Source organism: Chroococcidiopsis sp. CCNUC1 (assembly GCF_023546805.1).
Taxonomy (GTDB): Bacteria; Cyanobacteriota; Cyanobacteriia; order Cyanobacteriales; family Chroococcidiopsidaceae; genus Chroococcidiopsis; species Chroococcidiopsis thermalis.
This window is the reverse complement of the sequence record NZ_CP097480.1, coordinates 823,098-836,197: the sequence shown is the minus strand read 5'-3', so window position 1 is coordinate 836,197 and position 13,100 is coordinate 823,098. Positions and strand designations below refer to the sequence as shown.

Sequence of the window (13,100 nt, the reverse complement as noted above, 5' to 3'; positions counted from 1 at the left end):
CCCAACCCCATTTTCAAGGGGACTTCTGATTCCCCCTTTTTAAGGGGGTTAGGGGGATCGAGATCTAAAACTTCCAGTCCGTAACCCCTAAACAATTCTGACAGATGAATCACCAGCAACCGCGCCTCAGCATTGGTATGCCCGTGTATAATGCCGAGCAGTATATCATAGAAGCAATAGATGCAATTTTGGCTCAAACCTATACAGATTTTGAGCTGATTATTTCAGACAATGCCTCCAGCGATCGCACTCAGGAAATCTGTCAAGCATACGCAGCAAAAGATCGGCGGATCAAATACTATCGGAACGATCGCAATATTGGCGTTCATCGAAATTACAGACGCGCCTTTCAATTAGCGACAGGCGAATATTTTAGATGGGCTACCCACGATGATATTTGCGCTCCACAAGGGATTGAAAAATGCGTTGAAGTTTTAGATCGAAATCCAGATGTCGTATTGTGCTACACCAAGACTAAATTAATTAACGAGCATGGCACGATTTTGGAGCAAAACTACGATGAAAACCCCCTACTCACTAATTCACCACACGCTCATATTCGCTTTCGGAATTTGATAATTGACTCTTTTTCTCGACGTTATCGCGGTCAGCAACTTTTTGGAGTCATGCGTCATAGTGTTGCTGCAACAACTCCTCTTTTAGGCGATTACTCTGGTGGGGATAAGCCTTTTCTGGCTCGCATGACTTTATTAGGTAAATATTATGAAGTTCCTGAATATTTGTTCTTTAACAGAGAACATTCTCAGCGTTCTTCTAGTAAGGAGATGAATAGTCCCTACCTACGTATGCGGTTATTTAACCCTGATACCAAAGGAGAAAAACCTGTCTTTCCTAGATGGAGTGTTTTCTTAGATTATTTAAGTGCTATTAAAGATGTACCTCTCAGTCTATCCGAACGAATTCGTTGCTATTTAGTTCTCGGGACTTGGTTAGGAAAAAACAAGAACTGGGAGCAATTAGTTAAAGAATTAATTAAGGCATCTGTCTGGTCTATTTATTTTTCTAAACATCGCCAGATGTTAGTACAACAACACCAAGCTGAAATTCCATCAAGTTGATTATAACTGTCATTAGCGATTGGTCATCTATTAAATCATAACGTCTTGCTTTAAGTTTCAGGCGTGCAACCCTCACGGTAAGGGTCTTAAATCACTTTCGTGAAGTTAGACATACTCAAAACGGGATGGGCTACAAAAAATGAGAATTCTAGAAAAAATTTCTCACAAATCTAATTTAACAGCAAGAAAATATCTGACCAATTTATTGGTGCATGAGGTCAAACTTGAGGAGCATTATAAGAATTCTCAAAGAGAAAATTTATCATGTTCTGGTCAAAATATTTATATACCAGAAACTCAACAAATGAATTTTTTCCGCGAGATTAAGCATTTGCAAGCAGCAAATTATTCTCTTCCAGATATATACACGACTACTTTACATGACGTAATTTACTGTACAAAATTTGATATTTTGCTGACAAAAACGCGCAAAGTTATCTCGGATTCCATAAACACCACTATCGAGCAAAATAAATACGATATTGCAGAAAATACTTATTTCAATAAAACAGAAAAAATTGCGGGCGTTTGTGCTATTTTTCGTTCGTTTGCCAATGGTTATTATCACCAGCTAATCGATAACATTCCGCGAATTTTCTTGCTCGATCGACCGCAATATAAAGACATAGAAGAAATTAAATTGCTGGCTTCAACAAAAATTTCTAGATCGGAAGAGTTTTTGCTCTCAAAAATACTACCCAACAATGTCAAACTTACCAAGGTAAGTCCAGATAAAAATTATGCGATCGAAAATCTAATCTTTCCTTCTTTTTTAACTCGTCGTCATGCAGGATACTTACCCTCTGATTATTTAAGATTTTTCACAGAGAAAGTAACGCCACAACGACCGCGAAAGAAAATCAATCGTATTTTCATCTCTAGAAAAGCTTCAAAAAAGGGACGACATATTTTGAATGAAGATGAACTATTTGATATGTTGAGTAAGTACGGATTCAAGAAATACCTACTTGAACAGATATCAATTGAAGATCAAATCGATCTTTTTAGTGATAGCGAATACGTTATAGGTTCGCATGGTGCTGGACTTGCTAATATTATTTTTGCCGAAGGAGTTAATGTCTTAGAAATATTTCCTACACAGGAGATTTTGCCGCATTTTTACTTCTTAGCAAAATCTCTGAATCATAATTATGAATACTGGTGCGGTCAGGCAACATCCAAAAACAGCAATTTTGTGGTTAACGTATCAGAGATTGCAAGAATGATAGCTAGCCAAGAAATGTGTCCAACCTAATCTTGTAATCGGTAGACATTGGAAACAGAGCTATTTATTTTTAGCTCTAAATTGTTGTAGTCGCAAGTTTTAAGAGGAGTCAAGCAATGAAATCGCTTTTATCTAAAATTAAGCCAACCGATATCTTTTCAGAACCATTTCCTCATATTGTCATTAAAGATGCTTTGGATGAAGAAGTCTACTCAAAGCTGAAATCAGAATGGGCTGATATTGAAATTTTAAGGCAAGGAGAAGACAACAAAGGAACAGATTTGTCTAGCAATAAAAGATTGCATTATTTAGCACAAGAAAGTTTAAATGACGAGCGAATTACTCCTTTCTGGAAAGAGTTTATTGCTTTACATACATCCGATACATTCTTTCAAGAGTTTCTGACTATCTTTAAAGACTATATTCTCAAAATGTATCCTGACTTTGAGCAAAAATATGGCTCGTTTGCAACGCTAAAGTCTGGATTGCGAAAAGTTGACACGTTTGAAAGTGTAGATGTGTTACTCGACGCACTGATTTGTATAAATACACCCGTTATTACTAAACCAAATGCAGTCAGAGGCGCGCACATAGATTTACCAGATAAACTATTCGCCGGACTATTCTATCTGCGCGATCCGCAAGATACATCGACAGGAGGCAATCTGGAAATTTATAAATTTAAGAACGGCAAGCCTTACGGATTTAGAAGCAGTGCAATTGAAGATTCTTATATCAAGCATGTAAAAACAATTAAGTACGATCGCAACGTTCTTATATTATTCCTGAACTCAGTTTATTCGTTACATGGTGTCAGCGTGCGATCGCTAACAGAGTCGCCTCGATATTTTGTGAATTTAGTTGGCGAAGTCAAACAGCCTTTATTCAATCCTAAGCAATATCAAGAATTACCTTCGTTCAAAACGAAATACATCAGAAAACTAGAAAACGCCATCAAAAAAGTAGCTCTGGCAGCCAAGTAAGCGACTCATATAAAGAGGTTTTATTCAGCACATGATCTATAGCGAAACCGAAAAGCTCGCCCCTGACATCACAAATACTATTACCACGCCTGCGACAAATACTATTTTAGTCATTTGTCCTCTCCCATACCCTCCAACCAACGGTACTAGAGTTCATATTTGGGGATTAATTCTGTTCTTCAAACAAACTGGCTGGCGAGTCGTTGTTGCTGCATACAATTGGCCCGGACAGAGAATTTTTAAAGCCGATGGTGAACCTGGAATTGACTTACCAATAGATATAGAATTTCACCTATTTGAACGCAGTTTTCGTTATTCTGTAGCGAAAGATCCGCATACAGCACAAAATCTGCACAAGTTACAAACGCTGATTGACGATTGCAAACCCCAGGTTGTTTGGTGTAATTATTCCGATCTCGTACCGCTAGTCTCTCAACTCGACTTAAAAGGAGCGCATCTCTGGTTTCGACCGCACGATTTTGAACTAGCGCATAACATAGAAACAGCGATCGCCTCTCGACCTTGGAAAACTGGGTGGAACCAAAACACTTTTAAACAAACCGTTAAGTGGAGCAAAAAACTCTTACAACAAACAACCCAATCCTTTGCTTCCGAGCGCCAAATGCATCGAATTTCCGACCGGATCTTTTTCAATGCTTACAGCGACATGCAGTTTATGTCGCGCCTCTACGGTGGGACTGTGCGTAAAGATTGGGTCGTCCCTTTTTTAGAACGAGAACGCATTCCGGTAAAAGATAACAAGTCACCGCTCGATGTTGTATACATTAGCAGCAATTACGTCAGTCCAACCCATCTATCGGGAGTGAGACAGCTGCTACAACGAGTCATTCCGGCAGTCGAGCAAGCCATGCCCGGTCAATTTCGCTTTCACTTTGTCGGCAAGGGTTGTGCCGAGCATTTAAGCCAGTATGCCTCAAACGCGATCGTCATTCACGATTTTGTTGACGATTTGTCAGCTTTCATGCGCGACAACATTGATATTGCTTGTTTGCCAGTGGAAATTGGTTGGGGATGCAAAATCAAAGTTTTAGAAGCAATGGCTTCTGGCTTGCCTGTAATTGGTTTACCCCAGACTTTTCGCGGCGTACCACCAACACCAGGAGCTTACTATGCCTGCCACAGCACGCAGGAATTTGTCTCAGCCTTTAGAGCTTTACAAGATACAAACACACGCCGACAAGCAGCGAATGCAGGATTAACTACCTATACAGCATGGCGAAATGAAGGACGGCAAATTCTGAGCGAAGCATTAAATCAGTTAACAGGGAGCAGGGAGCAGGGACGAGCTGGGAGCAGGGAGTAGGGAAAGACAAGGGGGACAAGGGAGAGCGCTCTGGAAAATTCTCCCTTGTGTCCTCCCACACCCCACACTTCCCACACTTCCCACACCCTATTTACTACTTTCCACTGGTTCCACTAGCCACCAGCCACTAGCCACTAGCCACTCATCCGATCGAGGTATTGAAAATATGCAATGCATAGAGCCAGAGCCTAAAACTTATGTTTTACAAGTTGTCGAACTGCTCAAACAAGAAGCAGATGCAATTATCAAAACAGCAAATCAGTTACAGCCAGAAGGTATAGAACGAGCAGTTGAGCTGTTGGCTGATTGTCACGGTAAGGTTGTCTTGGTGGGTGTTGGCAAGTCAGGAATTATCGCCCAGAAAATTGCTGCAACTCTAACCAGTACGGGGACATCAGCGGTTTTTCTGCACCCATCTGATGCCTTGCATGGTGATATTGGAATTGTGGCTGGAGGTGACGTTGCTGTGATCTTGAGTAACAGTGGCGAAACCGATGAATTGGTTGCCATGTTGCCCTATCTTAAATGTCGGCAGATCCCAATTATTGCGATCGTCGGCAGACTGCGTTCCACGCTTGCTTACAATGCTGATGTAAGTCTCAATGCAGCAGTCGATCGCGAGGCTTGTCCGTTTAATTTAGTCCCCACAAGTAGTACAACTGTCGCCTTGGCAATTGGAGACGCGCTGGCGATCGCCCTGATGCACGTCAAAGGTTTAACCCCAGAAGCGTTTGCATTTAACCATCCTGCGGGACGATTGGGCAAACGCTTGACTCTCAGGGTAAGAGATTTAATGCACGCTGGCGCGCACAATCCCGTTGTTTCACCTGAAGCCGCTTGGATTGAAGTCTTGAGTGCAATTAGCGAAGGTGGGTTGGGTGCTGTCAATGTCGTAGACGATCTGGGTTGTTTAGTCGGAATTATTACAGATGGCGATTTGCGACGATTGCTACAAAAAGTCAAACATCAAGAGTTGGAAACGCTGACAGCAGGAACGATCGCCACAGCAAATCCAATTGCGATCGCCCCCGATATACTTGCCTACCATGCCTTGGAATTAATGGAAAATCGCCCTTCCCAAATTTCTATCTTGCCCGTAGTTGAGGAACAACGTTGCATCGGTTTAATTCGGGTACACGATATAGTTCGCAGCGGCATTTGATTGGGAGTGGTAGTTGGTAATTGGTAATTGGTAGTTGTGTTGTCCCTCTTGTCTCAATTGTGAATTGCGAATTGAATTGTCTCCCCTGTTCCCCAATATTGATAACTGAAAATTATGAATATTTTGGCTGTAATTCCAGCGCGCTACAACTCGCAACGCTTTCCTGGCAAACCACTCGTCAGAATTGACGATCGCCCGATGGTGCAATGGGTTTATGAAGCGGCTAAACGTTGTCCGGCTTTCAGTCAAGTTGTGGTGGCGACAGATAGCACGGCGATCGCTGACTGCGTGCGTCGGTTTGGTGGGGTGGTAGAAATGACCCGCAGCGACCATCAAACAGGTACGGATCGAGTCGCAGAAGTCGCAGAACGATATCCTGAAATGACGGCGATCGCCAACGTTCAAGGCGATCAACCTTTTGTCACCGCAGATATGCTGACGCAGCTTGTGACTCCCTACTTGCAAGGAGAGTCACCCGATATGACGACCCTAGCCTGTCCGCTGCATGAAGAGAGCTACAACGACCCCAACGCCGTAAAAGTCTTGTGCGATCGCCGCGATCGGGCGCTTTATTTCTCCCGCTCCCCCATCCCTTACTATCGCAATGCGGGTTCTGCACCAGTATTTCACCACCTCGGACTCTACGCTTTTAGCCGCAATTTTCTTGCCAAATACGCTCAGTTGACCCCGACACCATTAGAACACTGCGAAGGATTAGAACAGTTGCGCGTACTCGAACACGGCTACGCGATCGTCGTTTGTCAAACTCAAAAAGCCGTGTTGGAAATCAACACGCCGAGCGATCTGCTACAGGCGCAAGCCTTAATTGCTCAAAGCACCATGAAAGAAGTCGAAAGTCAAAAGTTAAAAGTCAAAAGTTAAAAGTCAAAACACACTCCTCCCTGCCCTGCTCCCTGCTCCCTGCTCCCTACTCACTTAATAGGAAAATAACAATGCGCGTTATCGTTTGGGGTTTAGGTTACGTCGGTACAGTTGTTGCTGCTTGCTTGGCGCAAGCCGGACATGATGTTATAGGTGTAGAACTCAACCCAGAAAAGGTAAAAGTTTTTAATAGCGGGCGCAGTCCGTTGAAAGAACCCGATTTAGATGAGTTAATTCAGCAAGGAATTGCTCAAGGACGGTTACGGGCTGTAACGGATGGCGAACAATACGTTGCTGAGGCTGATGCTTCTCTCATCTGCGTTGGTACGCCTAGCATGGCGGATGGTAGTCCAATGCTCAACTATATAAAAGGAGTTGCCCAACAGATCGGTAGCGGGTTGAAGCATTCACAACGCTATCACGTTGTCGTTCTCCGCAGTACGGTTTTTCCTGGCGTAACCCGCGATTTTCTCCTACCATTGCTAGAACAGCATTCGCTGCGTTCTGCTGGCGAGGACTTTGGTTTGGTAGTCAATCCAGAATTTCTGCGCGAGACGGAAGCAGTCACAGATTTTCACGCGCCTCCTTATACCGTAATTGGGGAATTAGACAAACGCTCGGGTGATGCGATCGCTCAACTCTATAGCAATATCCAGGCTCCTTTACATCGCGTGGCATTGGAGGAAGCGGAATTGTTGAAGGTAGTTAACAATACATTTCACGCCCTCAAGATCGGGTTTAGTAATGAAATTGGTCGGATTTGCGATCGCCTGGGAATAGATAGTCACGTCCTGATGCAGCTCGTTTGTGCCGATACTAAGCTCAACATCTCCCCTGCCTATCTCAAGCCTGGATTTGCTTTTGGTGGCTCTTGTTTACCAAAAGACTTGCGCTCTCTCATTTTCAACGCTCGGCAGTTGGGGGTTGAAATCCCGATTCTAGACTCAGTACTGCCCAGCAACACGTTGCAAGTTGAAGCAGCGCGGATCAAAATTCACGAAACTGGTGCTAAGCACGTCGGTATCTTGGGTTTGAGTTTTAAAGCAGGTACGGACGATCTGCGCGAAAGTCCCGTTATCAGCCTCATCCGTCAGTTGTGGCAAGATGGCTTAGAAATATCGGTCTACGATCCAGACGTAAATCTAGAGGTGCTATTGGGCAGCAACTTAGAATACCTGCAACGCCAGCTACCGCAAATCGATCGGATTTTGCGCACGGATATCGATAGCGTATTAAATGAATGCCAAACTCTAGTCATTACTCAAAAACGACCGGAATTCACCAACATACAAGGACTCAAGAGTCACGTTGCCGTTCTCGACTTGGTGCGGTTGAGCAACGAGTCTGCCGTTACAGGCTTGGCTAACTATGAAGGGATTTCTTGGCAGAAGAAACAGCCTGCTAAGAAAATCTTGCCATTTGCGGGCAGCGATCGCGCTAACAACAAAGACGTTGCGCCCGTTGCTAGGTAGTAGGTTTTTGAAACAATCGTAGGGGCGCACAGCTGTGCGCCCCTACAAAAATGTGCGCCCCTACAGATCGTGTACCTCATCCATCAGTAACCACAATGATTCAAACCCAAATTTCCAAAACTCTCTCTATTGGTGATGGCTGTCCCCTCACCTTAATTGGTGGTCCCTGCGTGATTGAATCGGGGGACTTTACGCTGAAAATGGCAGAGGAAATTGCTAAAGTGTGCGATCGCTTGGGTGTTTCTTTTATCTTCAAGTCTTCCTTTGATAAAGCCAATCGCACGTCAATTAATTCTTTTCGCGGACAACCGATAGAATCTGGACTCAAAATTCTCCAACGGGTAAAAGAGGAAGTCGGAGTCCCAGTCCTCACCGATATTCACGAAAGCCACCAAGCGGTGACTGTAGCAGAAGTGGTTGATGTTTTACAAATTCCTGCTTTCTTGTGTCGGCAAACCGATCTGCTTTTGGCAGCAGCAGCAACAGGCAAAGTTGTCAATGTCAAAAAGGGTCAGTTCCTTGCGCCTTGGGATATGAGGCAAGTCGTGCGCAAGTTAGAAGCAGCTGGAACTAAGCGGATTCTTTTAACCGAGCGCGGTACGAGTTTCGGCTACAACACTTTGGTAGTAGATTTTCGGTCTTTACCACAAATGCGATCGCTGGGTTATCCCGTAGTCTTTGATGCTACCCACAGCGTTCAAATGCCGGGGGGTCAAGGTGATAAATCTGGCGGACAGCGCCAATTCGTACCTTACCTGGCAAGAGCCGCTGCTGCGATTGGAATTGATGCCTTATTTATGGAAATTCACGAAGACCCAGACAATGCACCAAGTGATGGTCCAAATATGATTCCTCTGGCTCAATTGGAAACCGTGTTGAGACAAATTATCAACGTCCGTAACTGTTTAGAAGTAACTCCCGCTCTTGTTTAACATGACAACCATTTTTGAATTTGAACCCGAAGTGCGATCGCCCAGCAGCTTTCAAGGAGATTCGCACAATATTTCTGAGAGAGATGCACGCTTGTCGCAAGTCAAATTACTAGTTCTTGATGTTGATGGTGTCCTCACAGATGGAGGTCTTTACTACTCCGAAAGCGGTGAGGTTCAACAGCGATTTAACATCAAGGATGGTCAAGGATTAAAACGATTAATGCACTCTGGCGTAGAAGTTGCCATTATTACAGCTAAGTCTTTTTCATCCACTCTTCATCGCGCCAAAGATTTAGGAATTGATCGCGCTTATCTGGGGATTAAAGATAAATTACCGACTCTAATTCATCTGTGTCAAAACTTAGACATATCTTTGTCTCAGGTGGCATATGTTGGTGATGACATTAACGATCTAGAAGTCATGCACGTTGTTGGCTGTCCTTTAACGGTAGCTGATGCCATGCGTGCCAATCAAGACTGCGCTCTTTACATCACTAAATTACCAGGAGGACAAGGTGCAGTTCGCGAGATCTGCGATCTTATTGTTGCCCTCCAAACGGTGAAATAAATTCACTCGCATAGAAATCAAGTATGTCAACATCAAAAACAATTAAGCGGCTTGTCGTTTGTTTTGGTAGCATTCAACTCGTCACGGTTTTGTCAGTCATGAATTATCGAGAAAAGACGCGACAAGACCAGAATTTGCAGTACGAAAACTACCTGCTAATTACTCCTTTATTTGCTCCCCAAGGACAAAGTGAGGAATTTGCTGCTTTGATTGAACAAATGGCTCGGTCGATTTGCACTTGGGAAAAAGTTGCTTATATGCCCTTGGAGCAAAAACAAGCAATTTCCCAAAAAGTGAAGCAGTCTGGTTTATCTAAAGTGACTGACTTGGTTCATGCATTAACCGGGAGTCAGCATTTTGATGAGATTTTTCTAGCGCATGAATACGATTTTGAAGACCAGTTGGTGATGAATCTCTATCAAGATGCCGAAAAGATTTGCTACGGTAACGGCATTGGAGTTTACACGGCACAATCGGCTTTCCCTAAAGCTAATTTATTGAGAGATTCGCGTAATTATCTAGACTTTATCTATAAGTCGTCAAAGGACAAACTCAGAGAATTTCTCCCTCGCAAGCGATCGCTGAGCGAACAAAAGCTAGACATTGGTTATTTCTCGCTGCCATTTGCTTTTGGACAAGAACCGGCAATTCCAACGATTATTCTTGACAGAGATGTTTACCGAGAGACTTTTCAAAAGTTAAGCGCCAAGCTATCTGAGTTTATCGATATTAGTTATATCGAAAACCTACGCGATCGCATCCAAACTGCTCCCACGTCAATTTTACTCACGAGTAATTTCTCTGAGTCGGGTAGAATATCGCCAGAAAATGAAATTGCTGCCTATCGAGAGTTTTTGGTCACTAGAGGAATTCGTCCCGATGAAGTTCTCTTAATTAAACCACACCCTAGAAATTCTAGAGAGAAGTTACTGCAATTAAAGTCTAATCTTAGCGCTCTTTATGCAAATGTAATTCTGCTAGCTGAAGACTTTTTGTTTTATCTTCCATTTGAATTAATTTTCATGGAAGTTTTCTTAAACACAGACTTGAAAAATCTGCAAAATCCTAGAGTTTTTACGTTTAGCTCTGCTTGTTTAACGCTGGAATTTGTTTTAGATACCCGTTGTACTCTGGGCTTCGGTAGCGATATAGTACAACAATTCTTTTATCCCGACCATGTAGAAAGTAGAAGCCAACACGAAGCCGATCTACTATCTACAATTCAGGAAATTAGAAACTTAAATTCCGTTCTCGTCTAATCGCATTTGAACCTACGATTACAAATCAGGGAGAGGAATTATGTCAAATCACCTCAGCATTTCTACTAATCCATTGAAAAAGTGGAGTCATTTCACTTGCAATCATTTAGAGGTTAGAGAATGTCTCAAAATAAGTACAAACAATATCGAAAGTGGTTAGATTTTATAACTTTAAGTTTAGCCACTACGTTACTTTTAGTCTTCATATCAGTTTGGTTAATTCCTTTCAGTAGCAAAGTCAACAGCGATACTCTAGTTTTTCTGAGTGATTTTGAATCAGGATTTTCTGAGTGGGGAGCAGAATTTCGCTACGAATACTCAGCTCAGCTTGTGAACTCTCCCGTACGCGCCGGAAAACAGGCTATTAAGTTTCTTTTGAAAAAAGAAGACACTCGTATTGATGGTGTGAAGCGTGCGGAATTGAGGCTGGGAGAAGTTCCGCCAGATTCAGAAATATGGTACGGTTTTAGTGTTTTCTTGCCTACTAACTATCATCAAGACCCATCTAGTGAAATCATCGCTCAATGGCACGATCTACCAGATAAGAACTTAGGAGAAAAATGGAAATCTCCAGCTCTTTCTCTCAGTACAAAAGATGGTAAATTCATTTTAAACAGGAAATGGGACTCAAAACGAGTTACAGTAGTTCCAGAAGGTAAAGAGGTAGTAGATTTAGGTCTTTACCAAACTGGAAAGTGGACAGACTTCGTGTTTCATGTGAAGTGGTCTAGTGGATCAAATGGTCGATTGAAGGTTTGGCAAGATGGCAAATTAGTTGTGAGTAGAAATGGACCGAATAACTATAATGATGCGAGGGGACCATATCTCAAAATTGGAATATATAAGGGTGATTGGAAAAACCAGCCAGACAAATCGATCGTGAGCGAAAGAGAACTTTATTTTGATGAAGTTAGGGTTGGAGATGCTAACGCTAGATACAAAGATATTGCTCCGCGCGATTGAGTAGAAGATGACTCAGTAGCGCATAAAGACTATGATTGAGATGGCTCACTTTTACGGGCTGCATCTACCAATTTGATGAATTAATATTATTCAAACTACTATTGTTTGACTCGGCAAAGTTGAAAATATATATTCAGTGAAATTTAAGCGTTGAAATTGAAGTATTAAACATGGGTAATGCCCCACCGGAAACATAGTTAATAAGCGTAAGGTGGACATTACCTACCCTACTAATGATGAATTATCTAAAAGCTAACTTAATAAGCAATTTCCGACTTCCAACTCCCGTACGGGCGGGTTTATCCGCACAATTCTGGGTTGTTTCAGGGATATCCTGTAGAAACCTGCCCGTACGACTCCCCAAATTCGCTCTTTTTCACCACAAACTCAAGAAAACTAAAATTCCTCATGACTTGATTCATCGGCGGGACATCGTGTTTACTCGGGGTAGACAACGCCCGCTAAAAATGGACATTCTTCACTCTAAAATCTTACCTGAAATGCCCATGCCTGCTCTGATATGGATACATGGTGGAGCATGGTTGGAAGGAAATAAAGAGCAAGGAATCGAACTGTTACTTCCTTTTGCCCGCCAAGGCTATTTATGCGCTAGCATTGAGTATCGCTTGAGTCATGAAGCTATCTTCCCAGCCCAAATTGAAGATTGTAAATGTGCGGTGCGTTTCTTGCGTGCTCATGCGAAAGAGTTGCATCTAAATCGCGATCGCATTGGGGTTTGGGGTCAATCTGCTGGTGGTCATTTAGCGGCGCTTTTGGGGACAACTGGCGGCGTTGAAGAATTGGAAGGCGAGGGGGGCTGGGAGAACTTTTCTAGTCGCGTCCAAGCTGTGTGCGACTGGTTTGCTCCTACGGATTTCACCCGCATAAATGACTTTCCTCGACAGATCTCCCATAGCGCAGCTGATGCTCCCGAAGCATTGTTGATTGGCGGAACTGTGGCAGAAAATCAGGAAAAAGCAATGCGGGCAAACCCGATCGCTTATATTAATCAAGATGCTCCTCCCTTCGCGATTTTCCATGCAGATGACGACTTTATAGTGCCGCTCAATCAAAGTCAATTATTGCTTGAGGCGCTACAGCAGGCGGGAGTGGAGGTGTCATTAGAAATTGTGAAAGGCGGCGGACACGGGAAAAAATTTGATTCTCCTTTGCTACTGGCGCAGTTGGAAAACTTTTTTCATCGACATCTTTATTAAGTCTTTACTAAGTTCGATCGTAAAAAACAATACA

At 43.0% G+C, this 13,100-nt stretch carries 12 protein-coding genes; all 12 read left to right on the top strand.

Annotation, left to right across the window (positions count from 1 at the left end; genetic code table 11):
* Nucleotides 1-104: 104 nt before the first annotated feature.
* Nucleotides 105-1,079: a glycosyltransferase family 2 protein gene (locus M5J74_RS03880; protein ID WP_015152822.1), complete on the top strand. Its 975-nt coding sequence runs from the start codon at nucleotides 105-107 to the stop codon at nucleotides 1,077-1,079.
* A gap of 139 nt (nucleotides 1,080-1,218) precedes the next feature.
* Nucleotides 1,219-2,334 (top strand): DUF563 domain-containing protein, encoded by a 1,116-nt coding sequence (locus M5J74_RS03875; protein ID WP_250015442.1) that lies wholly within the window; start codon nucleotides 1,219-1,221, stop codon nucleotides 2,332-2,334.
* Between the two features lie 86 nt (nucleotides 2,335-2,420).
* Nucleotides 2,421-3,287, top strand: a complete 867-nt coding sequence (locus M5J74_RS03870; protein ID WP_250015441.1) for a 2OG-Fe(II) oxygenase — start codon at nucleotides 2,421-2,423, stop codon at nucleotides 3,285-3,287.
* A 31-nt stretch (nucleotides 3,288-3,318) separates the two neighbouring features.
* Nucleotides 3,319-4,611 (top strand): glycosyltransferase, encoded by a 1,293-nt coding sequence (locus M5J74_RS03865; protein ID WP_250015439.1) that lies wholly within the window; start codon nucleotides 3,319-3,321, stop codon nucleotides 4,609-4,611.
* 166 nt (nucleotides 4,612-4,777) lie between these two features.
* Nucleotides 4,778-5,773, top strand: a complete 996-nt coding sequence (locus M5J74_RS03860; RefSeq protein WP_106166111.1) for an SIS domain-containing protein — start codon at nucleotides 4,778-4,780, stop codon at nucleotides 5,771-5,773.
* A gap of 114 nt (nucleotides 5,774-5,887) precedes the next feature.
* Nucleotides 5,888-6,655 (top strand): 3-deoxy-manno-octulosonate cytidylyltransferase, encoded by a 768-nt coding sequence (gene kdsB, locus M5J74_RS03855; protein ID WP_106166112.1) that lies wholly within the window; start codon nucleotides 5,888-5,890, stop codon nucleotides 6,653-6,655.
* Nucleotides 6,656-6,726: 71 nt separating this feature from the next.
* Complete coding sequence (locus M5J74_RS03850; RefSeq protein ID WP_015152816.1) at nucleotides 6,727-8,127, top strand: nucleotide sugar dehydrogenase; 1,401 nt, start codon at nucleotides 6,727-6,729, stop codon at nucleotides 8,125-8,127.
* Between the two features lie 95 nt (nucleotides 8,128-8,222).
* Nucleotides 8,223-9,059: a 3-deoxy-8-phosphooctulonate synthase gene (kdsA, locus tag M5J74_RS03845; RefSeq protein WP_106166113.1), complete on the top strand. Its 837-nt coding sequence runs from the start codon at nucleotides 8,223-8,225 to the stop codon at nucleotides 9,057-9,059.
* Nucleotide 9,060: 1 nt separating this feature from the next.
* On the top strand, nucleotides 9,061-9,627 hold the full coding sequence (locus M5J74_RS03840; RefSeq protein ID WP_250015437.1) for an HAD family hydrolase: 567 nt from the start codon (nucleotides 9,061-9,063) through the stop codon (nucleotides 9,625-9,627).
* A gap of 23 nt (nucleotides 9,628-9,650) precedes the next feature.
* Nucleotides 9,651-10,886, top strand: a complete 1,236-nt coding sequence (locus M5J74_RS03835) for an alpha-2,8-polysialyltransferase family protein (RefSeq protein WP_250015435.1) — start codon at nucleotides 9,651-9,653, stop codon at nucleotides 10,884-10,886.
* 120 nt (nucleotides 10,887-11,006) lie between these two features.
* Nucleotides 11,007-11,849, top strand: coding sequence for a polysaccharide lyase (locus M5J74_RS03830; protein WP_250015433.1), 843 nt, complete (start codon nucleotides 11,007-11,009; stop codon nucleotides 11,847-11,849).
* A gap of 467 nt (nucleotides 11,850-12,316) precedes the next feature.
* Nucleotides 12,317-13,066 carry an alpha/beta hydrolase gene (locus tag M5J74_RS03825; RefSeq protein ID WP_250015431.1) on the top strand — a complete coding sequence of 250 codons (750 nt, stop codon included), beginning with the start codon at nucleotides 12,317-12,319 and terminating at the stop codon, nucleotides 13,064-13,066.
* The last annotated feature ends 34 nt before the right edge of the window (nucleotides 13,067-13,100 follow it).